The organism is Pseudomonas sp. WS 5503 (assembly GCF_012985385.1).
In the GTDB taxonomy this organism is placed as follows: Bacteria; Pseudomonadota; Gammaproteobacteria; order Pseudomonadales; family Pseudomonadaceae; genus Aquipseudomonas; species Aquipseudomonas paracarnis.
Window position 1 is genome coordinate 289,452 of the sequence record NZ_JAAQWI010000005.1, and the last position, 17,892, is coordinate 307,343.

A 17,892-nucleotide genomic window follows, 5' to 3' on the forward strand; every position below is an offset into this window, starting at 1 on the left:
GGGAGACACGCCATGTACCAACACTTTATCGAAGGCCTGCAACGCCTGGGCCGTGCACTGATGCTGCCGATCGCGATCCTGCCGATTGCCGGGCTCTTGCTGCGCCTGGGCGACACCGACTTGCTCAACATCGCGGTGATGCACGACGCCGGCCAGGCGATCTTCGCCAACCTGGCGCTGATCTTCGCCATCGGCATCGCCGTGGGTTTTGCCCGTGACAACAACGGCACTGCGGGCCTGGCCGGGGCGATTGGTTACCTGGTGATGATCTCCACGCTCAAGGTGATGGACACCACCATCAACATGGGCATGCTCGCCGGTATCGCCAGCGGCTTGATGGCCGGTGGGCTGTACAACCGCTTCAAGGACATCAAGTTGCCGGAGTACCTGGCGTTCTTCGGTGGGCGGCGGTTTGTGCCGATTGTCACCGGGTTCAGCGCGGTGGGCCTGGGCGTGATTTTCGGCCTGATCTGGCCCCCGATCCAGCACGGCATCAACAGCTTCGGCGTGCTGTTGATGGAAAGCGGCAGCCTCGGTGCGTTCGTGTTTGGCGTGTTCAACCGCCTGCTGATCGTCACTGGCTTGCACCACATCCTCAACAATATGGCGTGGTTCGTGTTCGGCAGCTTCACCGACCCGGTAACCGGCGCGGTGGTCACGGGCGACCTGACCCGCTACTTTGCTGGCGACCCCAAAGGCGGCCAGTTCATGACCGGCATGTTCCCGGTGATGCTGTTCGGCTTGCCGGCTGCCTGCCTGGCGATGTACCGCAATGCGTTGCCTGAGCGGCGCAAAGTGATGGGCGGGATTTTCCTGTCGATGGCGCTGACCTCGTTCCTCACCGGGGTGACCGAGCCGATTGAATTTGCCTTCATGTTCCTGGCGCCCTTCCTGTACCTGATTCACGCGCTGCTCACCGGCCTGTCGATGGCGGTCACCGACCTGCTGAATATCCACCTGGGCTTTACCTTCTCCGGTGGGTTTATCGACATGGTGCTGGGCTGGGGCAAGTCCACCAATGGCTGGTTGGTGGTACCGGTAGGCCTGGCCTACTCGGTGATCTACTACACGGTGTTCAGCTACTGCATCCGCCGCTTCAACCTGAAGACGCCGGGCCGTGAAGACATCCAGGTGGTGCAGGCTGAAGCGATGAGTGATAACCAGCGTGCGACGGCTTATATCCAGGCGTTGGGAGGCGCCGAGAACTTGCTGAGTGTGGGTGCTTGTACCACGCGGCTGCGCTTGGACATAGTGGATCGCAACAAGGCGGTGGATGCAGAGTTGAAAGCGCTGGGTGCCATGGCTGTGGTTCGGCCGGGTAACGGCGGCAGTTTGCAGGTAGTGGTCGGGCCGATGGCCGATAGCATTGCTGATGAAATCCGCTTGGCGATGCCGGGGTTTGTTGCTGCAGCGCCTGTAGCGGTTGCACCTGTGGATAAGCCGGTGACGGTGAATGTGCAGGAGGCCGAGAAATGGCTGAGTGCGCTGGGTGGCCGAGAGAATGTGCGCCAGCTGGAAGCGGTGGCTATGACCCGGTTGCGGGTGGAGTTGGGGGATGATTCGAGATTGTCAGAAGCTCAGCTCACTGCGCTGGGTTGCCAGGGTGTGAGTCAACTTAAAAGCGGTGTTTGGCACTTGTTGATGGGTGACAAGGCGTCCGGGTTGGGTGAAGCGTTGGAGCGGTTGGTGACTCGCCCGATCAACGCCTGATTTCCCCTGTGGCGAGGGAGCTTGCTCCCGCTGGGCTGCGCAGCGGCCCCAAAAATCCTGGGAGCGCTTCGCACTCCAGCGGGAGCAAGCTCCCTCGCCACAGAGTGTGGTGTATTCAGTTACTGGTGGGTACTTCGTGTAGATCCAGTACTCGATCCACCATCAACTGAATACCCTCTACCATCCGATGATTCCCCAGCACCGCATCACGGTGCGGGCCGTCGATTTCAAAAGCCAGATTACCCGCCAGTGCCTGTACGGATGCCAGGTCTTGGGAGGCATTGGCGAGCAGGGTTTCGGTGTTCAGACTGGGTAGTACGGTGAAGATCTGGTCGGACGGTGAATCACCAGCTTGGCGGGACTCGGCTTGAGATGAGATTGAACCAGTTAGCAAGTTGTCGCTGATCATCATTAAACTCCATATGGAATAGGCTCCTAGTGACTTTTCAGGCTTGTGGGAAAGGTCTGAGGTGCCTGAACCGACGCCATCGCAGGCAAGCCAGCTCCCACATGGGATTGATGTACGGTCTGACAACGGGGTCAAATGTGGGAGCTGGCTTGCCTGCGATTGGCACTTAAAACCAACAAAAAACCCGCTGACCAAACTGGCCCAGCGGGTTTCTTGTTTACACAATCAACGAATCAAAAATCCGCCAACTGCCACACCTCATACGCCGGAGTCTCATACGGGTGACTGAGTTTCAAAGCAGCCACAGCGGCCACGATCAATTCATCTGCCACCACCAACTCAACCTTCCACTCTTCAACTAGTTCAACCTGGCCCACCTGCCCGATAAACGGCTGACTGCCGTCCAACGCGCGGAATTGGCCCTGGCCCAGCACTTGCCAGGCGCAGCTGTCGTAGTCGCCGATGCGCCCGCCGCCGGCTGCGAAGACGGCGGTTTTTACCGTCTCCACATGGCTGTCGGGCACGAAGAAGGCGAGCTTGTACACGGCCTTAGTTCACCCACACGCGAGCGTTGCGGAACATGCGCATCCAGGCGCCGTCTTCGCTCCACTCTTCCGGGCGCCACGAGTTTTGCACGGCGCGGAATACGCGTTCCGGGTGCGGCATCATGATGGTCACGCGGCCGTCGCGGCTGGTAAGGCCGGTGATCCCGCGCGGCGAGCCGTTCGGGTTGGCCGGGTAGCTTTCGGTGACCTTGCCGTGGTTGTCGACGAAACGCAGGGCTACAGTGCCGGACAGGTCGGCTTCAAGCAGCGCTTCTTCGCTGCTGAATTCGGCGTGGCCTTCACCGTGGGCGATGGCGATTGGCATGCGCGAACCGGCCATGCCCTGCAGGAAGATCGAGTTGGACTCCTGCACCTGCACCATGGCGACACGGGCTTCGAACTGCTCGGAACGGTTACGCACAAAGTGCGGCCAGAACTCGCTGCCCGGGATCAGTTCGCTGAGGTTGGACATCATCTGGCAACCGTTGCACACACCCAGGGTGAAGCTGTCGTTGCGTTCGAAGAAGCCCTGGAACGCGTCGCGGGCACGGCTGTTGAACAGGGCCGACTTGGCCCAGCCTTCACCGGCACCCAGCACGTCGCCGTAGGAGAAACCGCCGCAGGCCACCAGGCCTTTGAACTCATTGAGGTCAACGCGACCGGCGAGGATATCGCTCATGTGCACGTCGATCGCATTGAAGCCGGCGCGATCAAACGCCGCGGCCATTTCCACCTGGCCGTTGACGCCCTGCTCACGCAGTACGGCAACTTGTGGACGAATGCCCTTCTTGATGTAAGGCGCGGCGATGTCCTGGTTGACGTCGAAGCTGAGCATGGTGCTCAGGCCCGGGTTGTCTTCTTCCAGGATCACGTCGAATTCCTGCTCGGCGCAGTCGGCGTTGTCGCGCAGACGCTGGATCTGGTAGCTGGTCTCGGCCCACTGGCGTTGCAGCAAGCGGCGCTGACCGGTAAAGACCGTGTCGCCGTTGAAGGAGATATTGACTTCGCCGTTGTTGATCGGCTGGCCAATCACCGCCACGCACTCGGCCAGGCCAGCGGCGCTGAACTGCGCGAGCACGTCTGGGGTCGCGTCCTGGCGTACCTGGATCACTGCACCCAACTCTTCGTTGAACAGGATGCCGTTGATTTCGGCAGCATCCTCGGCAACGCTGTCGAGCACGATGTTCAGGCCGCAGTGACCGGCGAAGGCCATTTCGACAACGCTGGTCAGCAAACCACCGTCGGAACGGTCGTGGTAAGCCAGCAGATGGCCGTCGGCGTTGAGGCCCTGGATCACGGCAAAGAAGGCCTTGAGGTCTTCGGCGTCGTCGACGTCCGGAGCCTGTTTGCCGAGCTTGCCATGGGTTTGCGCCAGGATCGAGGCGCCCATGCGGTTCTGGCCACGGCCCAGGTCGATCAGGATCAGGTCGGTGGTACCCTTGTCCATGCGCAGTTGCGGGGTCAGGGTCTGGCGGATGTCAGTGACCGGCGCAAAACCGGTGACGATCAGCGACAGCGGCGAAGTGACGCTCTTATCGGTGCCGTCTTCGTTCCAGCGGGTGGCCATGGACATGGAGTCCTTGCCCACCGGAATGGTGATACCCAGTTCCGGGCACAGCTCCATGCCGACGGCTTTGACCGTGTCGTACAGGCGCGCATCTTCACCCGGGTGGCCGGCAGCGGACATCCAGTTGGCCGACAACTTGATGTCGGACAGCTTGCCGATACGCGAGGCCGCGATGTTGGTGAGGGTTTCACCAATGGCCATGCGACCCGACGCCGGAGCGTCCAGCAGGGCCAGCGGTGTGCGCTCGCCCATGGCCATGGCTTCACCGGTGTACACGTCGAAGCTGGTGGCGGTGACGGCAACGTCGGCGACCGGCACCTGCCATGGACCGACCATTTGGTCACGGGCAACCAGGCCGGTGATGGTGCGGTCGCCGATGGTGATCAGGAAGCTTTTGCTCGCCACGGCCGGATGGTGCAGCACGCGTTCGATGCTGTTGGCCAGGTCCAGCGTGCTTGGGTCGAAATCATCGCCCAGTTCAGCTTCACGGTTGGCCGAACGGTGCATGCGCGGGGCTTTGCCCAGCAGCACTTCCAACGGCATGTCCACCGGGCTGTTACCGAAGTGGCTATCTGTAACCGTCAGCTGCGGCTCGGCAGTGGCTTCGCCGACCACGGCAAACGGGCAACGCTCGCGTTCGCAGATGGCCTGGAAGCGTGCGAAGTCTTCAGGGCCAACGGCCAGTACGTAGCGTTCCTGGGATTCGTTGCTCCAGATTTCGTGCGGGGCCATGCCCGGCTCGTCGTTTGGAATGTTGCGCAGCTCGAAACGGCCACCACGGTCGCCATCGTTGACCAGTTCCGGGAAGGCGTTGGACAAACCGCCGGCACCGACGTCGTGGATGAAGCTGATCGGGTTCTTGTCACCCAACTGCCAGCAACGGTCGATGACTTCCTGGCAGCGGCGCTCCATCTCAGGGTTTTCGCGCTGTACGGAAGCGAAGTCCAGGTCGGCCGAGCTGGTGCCGGTGGCCATGGAAGAGGCCGCACCGCCGCCCAGGCCGATCAGCATCGCCGGGCCGCCGAGCACGATCAGCTTGGAGCCGACCAGAATCTCGCCTTTCTTGACGTGTTCTTCACGGATGTTGCCCATACCGCCAGCCAACATGATCGGCTTGTGGTAGCCGCGCACTTCATCGCCACGCGGGGTGGTGATGGACTGCTCGAAGGTCCGGAAGTAACCGGTGAGCGCCGGGCGCCCGAATTCGTTGTTGAACGCGGCGCCGCCCAGCGGGCCTTCGATCATGATGTCCAGCGCGGTGACGATGCGCTCAGGCTTGCCGTACGGCACTTCCCACGGCTGTTCGAAGCCCGGGATCTGCAGGTTGGACACAGTGAAACCGGTGAGGCCCGCCTTGGGCTTGGCACCACGGCCGGTGGCGCCTTCGTCACGGATTTCGCCGCCCGAACCGGTGGCTGCGCCCGGGAACGGGGCAATCGCGGTCGGGTGGTTGTGGGTTTCAACCTTCATCAGGATGTGCACCGGCTCCTGCACCGCGCCGTACTGGCGGGTTTCCGGGTCCGGGAAGAAGCGACCGGCGACGGAGCCGACGATCACCGAGGCGTTGTCCTTATAAGCCGACAAAACGCCTTCGCTGTGCATCACGTAGGTGTTCTTGATCATGCCGAACAGGCTTTTTTCCTGGCTTTGGCCGTCGATGTCCCAACTGGCGTTGAAGATCTTGTGACGGCAGTGCTCGGAGTTGGCCTGGGCGAACATCATCAGTTCGATGTCGTGGGGGTTGCGCTTCAAGCCGGTGAAGGCGTTGACCAGATAGTCGATCTCGTCTTCGGCCAGGGCCAGGCCCAGCTCGGTGTTGGCCTTCTCGAGGGCGGCGCGGCCACCGCCCAGCACGTCAATCGCGGTGAGCGGCTTGGGTTCGGCATGGCTGAACAGGCCGGCAGCCTGTTCCAGCTGGCTGACGATGATTTGGGTCATGCGGTCGTGCAGGCTGCTGGCGATCAGCTCGGCCTCGGCGTCGCTGAACTGGCCGGCGACGTAGAAGGCGATCCCACGCTCCAGGCGCTGGATTTTATCCAGGCCGCAGTTGCGGGCGATGTCGCTGGCCTTGCTCGACCAGGGCGAGATGGTGCCGAACCGTGGCAGAACCAGGAACAAGCGGCCAGTCGGCTCTTGAACGGGAACGCTTGGGCCGTACTTCAGAAGGCGTGCCAGCACTTGCTGTTCGTCGGCGGTCAAGACGCCGGTTACGTCGGCGAAGTGAGCAAATTCAGCGTACAGGCCTGTAACAGCTGGAACCTTCTGGCTCAGTTGCTCAAGGAGTTTGCTGTGGCGAAAGGCAGAAAGGGCAGGAGCGCCGCGCAGGATCAACATCTTCGGGACAGCCTCGGGAAGGGGTGTGCTTTGAGGCCGTGCATTCTAGCGTAAACCTTCGCCAACGGCACCCGAAACGCTACCGGTGGCCGCCGCCGAACGTCAGTTGGCACGCTTTGCCTGCGATCACGGCGTTATCCAGGGTATTGGGCGCAGTTATTTTAACCGTCACAATCGCTCGCCAAGCCCCGTTTCTGCGGGCTGCAGCACAGTTTTACGCTGGCTAGCAGACAAGTGCACCGCTGTCGAGATATGGCGCCGTGAGCCGTTTGCGTATACTGCGCAGATGTTCTTCCCAACTGTTTCGCGCCTGCGATGCGCCAAATGGCTCATCGCCACCTTGCTCTTCCTGATGCTCAGTGCCTGTGTTGATAAACCCAGCACACTGGAGCGAATCAAGGAGGATGGCGTATTGCGGGTGGTCACTCGCAACAGTCCCGCTACGTATTTCCAGGATCGCAACGGTGAGACCGGCTTCGAATACGAACTGGTCAAGCGCTTTGCCGACGAGCTGGGGGTGAAGTTGGAAATCGAGACGGCCGACAACCTCGACGACCTGTTCAGCCGGCTGGGCAAGCCCAATGGCCCGGTACTCGCCGCCGCCGGCCTGGTGAGCAGCGACCAGCGCCAGCAGCAGGTGCGCTTCTCCCACCCGTACCTTGAAGTCACCCCACAGATTATCTACCGCAACGGCCAATCGCGCCCCACCAACGCCGCCGACCTGGTGGGCAAGAAGATCATGGTGCTCAAGGGCAGCACCCACGCCGAGCAACTGGCGGCGCTGAAAAAACAGAACCCGGCGATTGAATACGAAGAATCCGACGCCGTTGAGGTGGTGGATTTGCTGCGCATGGTCGACGAAGGGCAAATCGACCTGACCCTGGTGGACTCCAACGAAGTCGCCATGAACCAGGTGTACTTCCCCAACGTGCGCGTGGCCTTCGACCTCGGCAATGCCAGCAATCAAAGCTGGGCCGTAGCAGCAGGCGACGACAACAGCCTGCTAAACGAGATCAACAGTTACCTGGACAAGGTCGAGAAGAATGGCACCTTGCAACGCCTGAAGGACCGCTACTACGGGCACGTCGATGTCCTCGGCTATGTCGGCGCCTACACCTTTGCCCAGCACTTGCAACAACGCCTGCCCAAGTACGAGAAGCACTTTCGCGCCTATGCCAAGGCCGAGAAAGTCGATTGGCGCTTACTGGCAGCCATTGGTTATCAGGAATCGCTGTGGCAACCCACGGTCACGTCCAAGACCGGCGTGCGCGGCCTGATGATGCTGACCCAGAACACCGCGCAAGCCATGGGCGTGTCCAACCGCCTGGACCCCAAGCAGAGCATCATGGGCGGCGCCAAGTACCTGGCCAGAATCAAGGATGAGCTGGACGACAAGATCGCCGAGCCCGACCGCACCTGGTTCGCCCTCGCTGCCTATAACGTGGGCACCGGCCACCTGGACGACGCGCGCCTCCTGGCGAAGAAAGAAGGCCTGAACCCGAACAAGTGGCTGGACGTGAAGAAGATGTTGCCACGCCTGTCGCAGAAGCAGTGGTACAGCAAGACCCGCTACGGCTACGCCCGCGGCGGCGAGCCGGTGCATTTTGTGGCGAACATCCGACGTTACTACGACATCCTCACCTGGGTGACCCAACCGCAGTTGGAGGGTAACCAGGTGGTGGAAGGCAACCTGCATGTGCCGGGCGTGGACAAGACCAAGCCACCGCAAGACAGCCCACAACTCTGATCACGACAGCCCGCACACTGCAAATCCCTGTGGGAGCCGGGCTTGCCCGCGATGGCGGCCTGACAGTCGAGGTATTCGGCGCCTGACACACCGCTATCGCGGGCAAGCCCGGCTCCCACATCTGATCATCGTCGCCTTATAGGCCGGTGAGCAGATGAACCACGCCGCCCGGCAGTACCATCACTGCGGGTATACCGGCAGCCTTCAACGCCGACTCATCCAACCCACCCACCTCCTTCAATTGCACGCGCACCCGCGTGAGTGCCACGCGCTGCTGTGACGTGACATTGCCCTCCCCGCCCAATGCACTCACCACATCGGCCGACAACAGGCTCGGCGTCGTCGGTGCGACCGTCTCGGCCACCAAATCAGGCGTCAGGGCTTTCCAGAACGCCCGCTGCAATTTCTCGAACATGCTCAGTGCTCCACGACAGGTGAGGTTTCAACGGTGGCCGCGTGGTACAGGCGCAGGGCCTCGCGCACTTGATCGGCTTCTTCCAGGCCCAGCACTTGGCGGGCAATGATCTGGCAGTCGTGCAGGTCCAGTTCGCGCACGGTGGCCTTGATGGTGGGGATCAGCGGCACGCTGACCGACAGCTCATCCACACCCAGGCCGATCAACGCCGGCACAGCAAGGGTTTCGGACGCCAGCGCACCACATACGCCCACCCACTTGCCATGGGCATGGGCCGCCTTGACGGTGATGTCGATCAGGCGCAGGACGGCCGGGTGAAAACTGTCGGCCTGGCTGGCCAGGCGCGGGTGGTCGCGGTCCATGGCAAGGGTGTACTGGGTCAGGTCGTTGGTGCCGATGGAGAAGAAATCCACATGGGGCGCAAACACATCCGCCATCAGCGCTGCGCTGGGGACTTCGATCATGATGCCCAGCTTCGGTAACTCGGTCAGCCCGAGGGCCAGCGCCTCTTCTTCCAGCATCTTGCGCGCCAGGTGCAGCTCCGACAGCAGGCTGACCATCGGCAACATGATATGCAGCCGCGCCAAGCCTGCACTGGCAAGAATCGCACGCAACTGTTCACGCAGCAGTTCGGGGCGTTCCAGGCACAGGCGGATACCGCGCAGGCCAAGGAATGGGTTGGTCTCGTTTTCCATCGGCACATAGGCCAAGGGTTTATCGCCGCCCACATCCAGGGTACGTACCACCAGATTACGCTCGGGGCCGAGGGCGCGGGCGATGGCGCTGTAGGTGTCGGCCTGCTCCTCTGCGCTCGGGGCACGGTTGCGTTCCAGGTAGAGGAACTCCGAACGCAGCAGACCCACGCCCTCAGCGCCCAGGGTCAGTGACTGTTCCACTTCCTGCAATGAGGCGACGTTGGCTGTGACCTCGATGTGGTGACCGTCGCGGGTGACCGCCGCCTGTGAGGCCTGTGCCACTTCACGCTGCAGCCGTAGCTTTTGCTGTTGACGAACCGCCTGCAGTTGCTCGATTTCAGCCAGGTTCGGCTCCAGCTGCAGCTCGCCTTTGTCGGCGTTGAGCAGTACCCGCTTGCCGTTGGCCAAGGCCAATACTTGACTGGGTACACCGCAAAGGGATGGCAGGCCGAGGGCCCGGGCGAGGATGGCCACGTGGCTGGTAGCGCCACCGGCGACCGTGACGAAGCCCAGCACTTTGCTGGTATCCAGGCCGGCGGTTTGTGAGGGGGTCAGTTGTTCGGCGACCAGAATGGCGCACTCCGGCAGCTCCATGGAACGCTCCGGCACCCCCAGGATCAACTTGAGCACGCGCTGGCCGACGTCGGCCAAATCCGCCGCACGCTCAGCCAGCAGCGTTTTACCCAAGCCTTCGAAGAGCCTGGCGGTCGCCACCGTGGCCGTATTCCAGGCAAAGGCCGCGCTCTTGCCTTCGGCCAGCAGGCTATGGGCTTGTTCAAGCAGGGTCGGGTCTTCGAGCAGTTCCTGGTGGGCGCGGAAGATCTCGGCCTGGGCACTGCCGGCCGCCTTGGCCTGCAACGCTTGCAGCGCTTCGTTTGCCGCCCGCAGGCCACGGGCCAATGCGGTACGTTCGAAGGTTTCTCCGGCACCGGCTTCGGGAATCTCAAGCGCCGGTTCAGCCACTTGGACAACCTGGCCGAACGCCGAGCCCGGCGACGCGCAGACGCCTCGCAACACGGACGCAGAAGACGCTGGCGTGGCGGGCTCGTTGATCGCCTCGACCGCTACCGGCAGCGTCTCGCCACAGCCGTCGAGCAGCAACGCCACCAGCGCCTGGATTGCCGCCTCGGCATCTTCCCCCGCCGCGCTCACTTGCACGCTGTCGCCCTGGGAGGTCTGCAGCGCCATGATCGCCACAAGCGACTTGGCATTGGCGCTCAGGGTTTGCTTGTGCAGGAAAATGCTGGAACTGAACCCCTTCGCCGCCTGGGCAAACACCGCCGCAGGGCGGGCGTGCAGGCCGCTGGCATTGGGCAATGTCACTGGCTTGGAAAACAGCGCATTGCCCTCTTCCTCGTCCACCTCAGCGGGCATCGGCCCCGGTGAGACCTGCACCAGAGGCTGGCCGGACTCCACCAGCGCCTGACCGGCCACCAATGGCACAAACGGCTCGCCGCTCACAATGAGCATCAAGGTCAGCAGGCTGCGTGCATTGAGCGCCACGTAATCGGCATCGAACTCGATCAGCGGCTGCCCGGCCTCCACCCGCTGGCCCTCCTCGACCAGCCGGGTGAAGCCCTGGCCCGCCAGGTTCACGGTGTCCAGGCCAATATGCAGCAGCACCTGCACTCCGTTATCGGCGGTGACACTGACGGCGTGTCCGCTGTCCTGAATATTGCTGATCACCCCGGCCAACGGCGCGCAGAGGGTCTGCGAGGTAGGGTCGATGCACAGGCCATCGCCAATCACGCGGCCGGAAAATACCGGGTCGGGGACCTGATCCAGCGCCAGCAAAACCCCGGACAAGGGTGCCAGCAGTTCCAGGGGTTGAGATGTGGTCATGACTTCACCTGTTTGTGTTGTTCTTTAAAAATCATTGAGCCGATGCAAGGTTGAGGATGACGAAGATCAAAGGTGGGAGCGGGCTTGCTGTGGCGAGCAAGCTTGCTTGCGCTGGGGTGCGAAGCGCCCCCAAAAGCCTGCGACTGCTGCGCAGTCGAGCGGGAGCAAGCTCCCTCGCCACAGCAAGCCCGCTCCCACACGAGCCCGGCTTACTTCCACCAATATTCGACCTGCACACCGACGTTTGACCCATGCCGCGCCGTGCCATAGGCGCCGGTGTCGGACAACGCCGAGCCCGCCGCCAGCTCATTGGCCGCACGTTTGGCCGCTTTGTTCCAGGACGCATAGGTGTAATACAACCGCACTTCCGGCCGCGCCCAGAACTCAGGGCCTTTGGGCGACCAGGTCGGGGCGAAGGTAAATTTGCTCAATTTGCGCGTACCGCCGGTGGCCTCGACCTGATCGTGCCCCAGCTCAGTGACCAGTTTGAATTGCTCGCTGAGCGCATACGCAGGACGCACACCGAGCGACATCCAGTTCTGGTCCTGACGCCCTGGGCGCACATCTTTCTGGTACACCGCCTCGACTTGCCCGCCGAAACGCGGGGTCACTTGCCAATCAAAGAACTCCACGGCGCGGTAACTTTTGCTGCTTTTGTCCAACGTGGTATTGCCGGTGTAACCCAGACCGGTGCCGGGGCCTTCGCCGTACTGCAGGGCAAACTTGTTCTTGCCACCCAGGAAGGCCGCTTGTACATGCTGCGCCGTCAGCGCCCAGCCACTGTTGGTGTCACGCCCACCGGCCTTGGCGATGTAGCTCAAGCCAAGTTCCAGTTCGCCACCGGCGTTGGTCTTGAAACCTGCGATGTTGAAGTCGTGACGGGTGGCGTATTCCTTCTGGTACAGGTTGTCCTTGCGCGACAGGGCGTAGCTGTATTTCAAGCCGCCGATCAACACGTCCTCGATCCCTCCACCGGTGGCGCTCTGGTTCCAGTAGTAGAAGTCGGAAATATGGATGTCGTTACGTTTGTAGTAACGCCGCCCGGCCCACAGCGAACCGCCATTGAGACTGGGCAGGTTGGACCATTGCGCATACATCTGCGGCATGCGCGCCGAGCCATTGTTTTCACCCTGGAACTTCAGGGCACGGTCGTACTTGTTATAGAGGGAAGCCATGGCATCGACGCTGAACACCGAACCGTCATCGAGGGTCAGCAAATCCTGACGCAGTTCCAGCTCGGCGTACTGCTCGCATTCGTTGCCCAAGCGGTACTTGGTTTGCGCACCCGGCAGTTGGAAACATTGCTGCTTGCCGCTGCCAGTTGACGTGCCCGCGCCGCTGCGCAAATACCCGGCAAATTCCAGGGCCTGCGCGCCAAAAGGCACCGTGAGGCAGGAAGCAATAAGGCCCAGTTTTATTGTTGTTTTCATGAAGTGCTCCTTTTATTTTTATTGTTTTTTCTTGCTGTCTTGCGTGACGCGATCACCTGTAGGAGCGAGCTTGCTCGCGAAGAATTTGCAACCTCCACGCAACACCTGGAGGGGCGCGTTAGCGTTGGCGATCTTCGCGAGCAAGCTCGCTCCTACAGGGGGCATTTCAACCAGTCAGGTGCAGCACGAAGGATTCATAAGGGCGTAGCACCATCGTGCTCGTGCGCAGCGGGCAATCGGGGTAGTTGCTGATCAGAAGGCGTTGCTCGTTTGCGGCGTTGATCACGCCTTCGGGCAGTTGGATCTCGCACGACGATCCATAGAAGTTGTTGAGTACCAACAGGCGCTCGCCATGACCTTCACGCAGGTACGCCCAGACCTGGAGATGGTCTTGCAGCAACGGACGGTAAACGCCTTGCTGTATCAGCGGTTCGCGACGGCGCAGGTCGATCAGCCTGCGGTAGTGATGCAGCACCGAATCCGGGTCATCCATCTGGCTGTTGGCATTGATCTGCGCAGCATTCGCGGGAATGCCGATCCAGGGTTCACCGCGGCTGAACCCGGCGTTCGCTTCGGTGCTCCACTGCATGGGCGTACGCCCGTTATCGCGGGACTTCTGCATGATCGCCGCCATGCTCGAGGCTTCGGACTCTCCCGCGTCGCGCTTGAGGCGGAAGATGTTCAGGGTTTCCACATCGCGGTATTGCGAAATGCTGTCGAAGCCGGGGTTGGTCATGCCCAGCTCTTCGCCCTGATACACATATGGCGTGCCCTGCAGAAAGTGCAGCGCCGTGGCGAGCATCTTGGCCGAGACCACGCGGTATTCGCCGTCGTCACCAAAGCGCGAGACCACCCGTGGCTGGTCGTGGTTACACCAGAACAACGCGTTCCAGCCGCCACCGGCCTGCATGCCCACCTGCCAGTCGGAGAAAATCTGCTTGAGTTGCAGGAAATCGAAATCGGCCTTCACCCACTTCTGCAGGTTGGGGTAATCGACTTTCAGGTGATGGAAATTGAAGGTCATCGACAGCTCTTTCGACGCTGGATTCGAGTAGCGAATGCAGTGTTCCAGGCGGGTGGATGACATCTCGCCCACGTTGATCAGGTCATGGCCTTCAAAGACCTCGCGGTGCATTTGCTGCAGGTATTGGTGCACGTTCGGGCCGTCGGTGTAGAAACGGCGACCGTCGCTGTTGTCTTCGGGGAAATCGGCGGGCTTGGAGATCAGGTTGATCACATCCAGGCGGAAGCCGCCCACGCCTTTGTCGCGCCAGAAGCGCATCATCTTGAACACTTCGGCGCGCACCTTGGGGTTGTCCCAATTGAGGTCGGCCTGGGTATGGTCGAACAGATGCAGGTAGTACTGGCCAGTCTGCGCTTCGTATTCCCAGGCCGAGCCGCCGAACTTGGATTCCCAGTTGTTCGGCTGGTCACGCCAGATGTAGAAGTCACGGTAGGGATTGTCGAGGCTGCTGCGCGCCTGCTGGAACCATTCGTGTTCGATGGAGGTGTGGTTGACCACGATGTCGAGCATCAGCTTGATACCACGCTTGGCGGCTTCGCTGATCAGCAGGTCGCAGTCGGCCATAGTGCCGTAGCTGGGGTCGATGGCGTAGTAGTCGCTGATGTCGTAGCCGTTGTCGCGCTGGGGCGAGCGCAGGAACGGAGTAACCCACAGGCAGTCCACGCCCAGCCACTTGAGGTAATCGAGTTTGTCCACGATGCCCAGCAGGTCACCGGTGGCGTTACCCGCGTGGCTGTGGAAGCTTTTGGGGTAGATCTGGTAGATCACCGAGTGTTGCCAGGTTTGCATGGTGGATTCCTTCAGTAGAGTTGGGTGTTGGCCCTTCCGGCCTCATCGCAGGCAAGCCAGCTCCCACATTTGAATGTGTTCACACATCACTGTGGGAGCTGGCTTGCCTGCGATAGCGATCTTCAGGCGACCCGGTAACCAGGCCGAACGATCTTCATGCTCAACATGCACGTCAGCGCAAACGGCACGACCATCGCCACGACCATGCCAATCACGAACATCGGAATGGCGCTCGGTACGATCGAGATAAACCCGGGTAGCCCACCGACGCCGATGGCCGAGGCCTGCACCTTGTTCAACGACAGGAAAATGCTGCCCAGCGCCGAGCCCAGCAGCGCGGCATAGAACGGGAATTTGAAACGCAGGTTCACCCCGAACATCGCCGGCTCAGTGATGCCGAAGTAAGCTGAAATGGCCGAGGTCGAGGCCATGCTTTTGTCCCGCGCATTGCGAGTCATGTAGAACACCCCAAGCGCGGCGCTGCCCTGGGCCAGGTTGGACATGACGATCATCGGCCAGATAAAGGTGCCGCCCTGGGTGGAAATAAGCTGCAGGTCGACGGCCAGGAACATGTGGTGCATACCGGTGATCACCAGCGGCGCATAGAGCAGGCCGAAAATCGCGCCGCCGATCATAGGTGCGATTTCAAACAGGGTGACCAGGCCTTCGGTAATCAGGATGCCGAGGTGACGCGTCACCGGGCCGATGATTGCCAGGGCCAGCACACCAGTGACCACGATGGTGGTGATCGGCACCACCAGCAGTTGAATGGCATTCGGCACCCGCGCCCGCAGCCACTTCTCGATCACGCTCATGACAAAGGCCGCCATCAGGATCGGCAGGATCTGCCCCTGGTAACCCACCTTCTCGATCTGGAACCAGCCGAAGATATCGAAGTACGGCAGGCTCTGGCCGTCGAGGCCGGCTACCGCCTTGCCGTAGTTCCAGGCGTTGAGCAGGTCCGGGTGCACCAGCATCAGGCCCAGCACGATGCCGAGGATTTCACTACCGCCGAACCGCTTGGCCGCCGACCAGCCCACCAGTGCCGGCAGGAACACGAAGGAGGTGTTGGCCATCAGGTTGATCAGGCTCCACAGGCCATCCAGGTTCGGGTAGGCCTCCAGCAGTGTCTGGCCTTCGATGAACATGCCCTTGGCCCCCATCAGGTTGTTCACGCCCATCAACAGGCCGGCGATGATCAGCGCGGGCAGGATCGGCATGAACACATCGGAGAACACCCGCACCAGGCGCTGCATGGGGTTGGCCTTGTCGCCGCCGGCTTTCTTGACGTCGGCAATGGTCGAAGCGGCAAGGCCGGTCAGTTCGCGCAGGGCGGCGTAGACCTTTTCCACTTCGCCGGGGCCGATCACCACCTGGAACAGGCCGCCGGTAAAGAACGAACCCTTGACCAGGTCAACCTGGTTCAGGGCACTGCTGTTGACCAGGCTGGGGTCCTTGAGCGCAAGGCGCAGGCGGGTCACGCAATGGGCAGCCTGCTCAAGGTTTTCGCGGCCTCCGAGGTTGTCGAGGATCTCGCGGGCAATCGTTGAATAGTCGTGGCTCATGCTCGTTTTCCACTGTGATTGTTTTTATGGGTGGCAGTCGTTGGCAGCACGCCGAGGAGGGAAAAGTACTCGTCTGTACGAGTTAAATCAACAACTCGTCTGTACGAGTTACACTTTTGTTTATTCATACGATCTTTCCGTCAGGTTTTTCACCTACGGGCACGGGTGTCCAATGGACAAACCCAACCTCTGCCACTAAGGTTCCTGCCTTGAACGCGCAGTCCACCTTCATAACGCCGGGCAAGAGCCATCCCATGAGCAAATACAACCAGATCTATACGGATCTGCTTGCCAGCATCACCACCGAGCGCCTGCAACGCGGTACGCGCCTTCCCTCCGAAACCGAACTGATGGACGCCTACCAGGCCAGCCGTGGCACCGTACGGCGCGCCATCGAGCAGTTGCAGGAACGTGGCTTTGCGCAAAAGATCCACGGCAAGGGCACCTTTGTGTTATCGCCCAACCCGATCGAGTTCCAACTGGGCGGCATCGTCAGCTTCCACGAGACCCACGCAGACCTGGGCGATGACGTACGTACCGACGTGGTCGAGTTCACCCAGATCCCGTTGGAAGGCTCACTGCTGCAGCACATCGAGGCCGAACCCGGCACACTGATCACGCGCATCAAACGGGTGCGCCGCATCGGCGGCAAACGCGTGATTCTGGACATCAACCACTTCATCAGCGACCTGATTCCCGGCCTGGACCGCGACATCGCCGAGCAGTCGATCTACGCGTTTATCGAGCAAACGCTGCAGTTGCAGATCAGCTACGCGCAACGCACCATCGAAGCCCTGCCACGCAGCAAGGACGACCAGGCGCATCTGGATCTGGAGGGGCAAAGCCATGTGATTGTGGTGAGTAACCAGACGTTTTTGCAGGATGGAAGACAGTTCGAGTACACCGAGTCGCGGCATACGTTGGATAAGTTTTATTTTTCTGATGTGGCGCGGCGCTGACGCCGGAGACAACGATGAATATTCCCCACAAATGGCGGGAACAATTTCCCCATGCACTGATTGAACAACAGGCCATTGGTGAATCGCGCGCTGACGTCTTTCGCCTGCGCCAGGACGGCGGCACGGATCTGTTCCTGAAATCCGAGCTCCTGGAGGAACACAGTGAGTTGGCAGACGAAATTGATCGACTCAGATGGCTGCAGCAAATGGGGCTGCCTGCGCCTGTGGTCCTGGATGAAGTTACAGCGGCCCATAGCCATTGGTTGCTGATGACCACCGTACCGGGACAGGACCTGGCCAGCGCCAGCGAGCTTTCAGCCGAGCAAATTATCAACATCCTGGCGACCGCGCTGCGTACTTTGCACCAGTTACCCGTGGCACTGTGCCCCTTCGATCACTCCCTCCAGCTGCGCATCGCACGCGCACAGCAGCACGTCAGTGCCGGCCTCGTGGACGAGACAGACTTCGACGACGAGCGACTGGGGCAAAGCGCTGAGGATGTGTTTGCTGAACTGGTGGCGACTCAGCCAAAGACTCATGATCTGGTAGTGACCCATGGCGACGCTTGCCTGCCGAATTTCATGGCGGCAGAGGGTTGTTTCAGCGGCTTCATCGACTGTGGACGGCTGGGGGTCAGCGATCGGTTCCAAGACCTTGCCTTGGCAGCACGAAGTATTGAAAGCAATCTGGGGCTGGCATGGGTGAGGCCATTTTTTGAGGCTTACGGCGTTGAGCCCGATGAGCAGCGGATGAAGTTCTATTGTCTGCTGGATGAGTTTTTCTGACGCTGAGCGTACCGCCGTCCCCCCTGTTCAAGCCTGTAATGCCACCACCTAAGGACACAATGTAACCCTGTGGCGA

Annotated in this window: 12 protein-coding genes; 4 read left to right on the forward strand and 8 right to left on the reverse strand. The window is 61.0% G+C overall.

Annotation, left to right across the window (positions count from 1 at the left end; all coding sequences use genetic code 11):
• Nucleotides 1–12: 12 nt before the first annotated feature.
• A complete protein-coding gene (gene nagE / locus HBO10_RS15535; RefSeq protein ID WP_034128648.1) occupies nucleotides 13–1,710 on the forward strand; it encodes an N-acetylglucosamine-specific PTS transporter subunit IIBC in 1,698 nt (565 codons plus the stop codon).
• A 115-nt stretch (nucleotides 1,711–1,825) separates the two neighbouring features.
• On the opposite strand, the gene HBO10_RS15540 is transcribed toward nagE, so the two are convergent.
• From HBO10_RS15540 to purL, 3 genes are all read right to left on the reverse strand, one after another.
• Nucleotides 1,826–2,119, reverse strand: a complete 294-nt coding sequence (locus tag HBO10_RS15540; protein WP_034128002.1) for a DUF6124 family protein — start codon at nucleotides 2,117–2,119, stop codon at nucleotides 1,826–1,828.
• A gap of 233 nt (nucleotides 2,120–2,352) precedes the next feature.
• Nucleotides 2,353–2,664, reverse strand: a complete 312-nt coding sequence (locus HBO10_RS15545; RefSeq protein WP_034128003.1) for a YqfO family protein — start codon at nucleotides 2,662–2,664, stop codon at nucleotides 2,353–2,355.
• Nucleotides 2,665–2,668: 4 nt separating this feature from the next.
• Nucleotides 2,669–6,565 carry a phosphoribosylformylglycinamidine synthase gene (purL, locus tag HBO10_RS15550; protein WP_034128004.1) on the reverse strand — a complete coding sequence of 1,299 codons (3,897 nt, stop codon included), beginning with the start codon at nucleotides 6,563–6,565 and terminating at the stop codon, nucleotides 2,669–2,671.
• A 286-nt stretch (nucleotides 6,566–6,851) separates the two neighbouring features.
• Here purL and mltF point away from each other — a divergent pair, with 286 nt between their 5' ends.
• Nucleotides 6,852–8,312, forward strand: coding sequence for a membrane-bound lytic murein transglycosylase MltF (gene mltF, locus HBO10_RS15555; protein ID WP_034128005.1), 1,461 nt, complete (start codon nucleotides 6,852–6,854; stop codon nucleotides 8,310–8,312).
• A gap of 136 nt (nucleotides 8,313–8,448) precedes the next feature.
• Here the strand turns inward: mltF and HBO10_RS15560 are convergent, their stop codons facing one another.
• The 5 genes from HBO10_RS15560 to treP all read right to left on the reverse strand — a co-directional run bounded on the left by HBO10_RS15560 (nucleotide 8,449) and on the right by treP (nucleotide 16,072).
• Nucleotides 8,449–8,727 (reverse strand): PTS transporter subunit EIIB, encoded by a 279-nt coding sequence (locus tag HBO10_RS15560; protein WP_034128006.1) that lies wholly within the window; start codon nucleotides 8,725–8,727, stop codon nucleotides 8,449–8,451.
• Nucleotides 8,728–8,729: 2 nt separating this feature from the next.
• Complete coding sequence (gene ptsP / locus HBO10_RS15565; protein ID WP_034128007.1) at nucleotides 8,730–11,264, reverse strand: phosphoenolpyruvate--protein phosphotransferase; 2,535 nt, start codon at nucleotides 11,262–11,264, stop codon at nucleotides 8,730–8,732.
• Between the two features lie 209 nt (nucleotides 11,265–11,473).
• Nucleotides 11,474–12,694, reverse strand: coding sequence for a carbohydrate porin (locus tag HBO10_RS15570; RefSeq protein ID WP_034128008.1), 1,221 nt, complete (start codon nucleotides 12,692–12,694; stop codon nucleotides 11,474–11,476).
• A gap of 166 nt (nucleotides 12,695–12,860) precedes the next feature.
• A complete protein-coding gene (gene treC, locus HBO10_RS15575; protein ID WP_034128009.1) occupies nucleotides 12,861–14,507 on the reverse strand; it encodes an alpha,alpha-phosphotrehalase in 1,647 nt (548 codons plus the stop codon).
• 122 nt (nucleotides 14,508–14,629) lie between these two features.
• Nucleotides 14,630–16,072, reverse strand: a complete 1,443-nt coding sequence (gene treP, locus HBO10_RS15580) for a PTS system trehalose-specific EIIBC component (RefSeq protein WP_034128010.1) — start codon at nucleotides 16,070–16,072, stop codon at nucleotides 14,630–14,632.
• A gap of 254 nt (nucleotides 16,073–16,326) precedes the next feature.
• Here treP and treR point away from each other — a divergent pair, with 254 nt between their 5' ends.
• Nucleotides 16,327–17,031: a trehalose operon repressor gene (gene treR / locus HBO10_RS15585; protein ID WP_034128011.1), complete on the forward strand. Its 705-nt coding sequence runs from the start codon at nucleotides 16,327–16,329 to the stop codon at nucleotides 17,029–17,031.
• Nucleotides 17,032–17,045: 14 nt separating this feature from the next.
• Entirely contained in the window at nucleotides 17,046–17,816 is a 771-nt protein-coding gene (locus HBO10_RS15590; protein WP_034128012.1) for an APH(3')-II family aminoglycoside O-phosphotransferase, read from the forward strand.
• The last annotated feature ends 76 nt before the right edge of the window (nucleotides 17,817–17,892 follow it).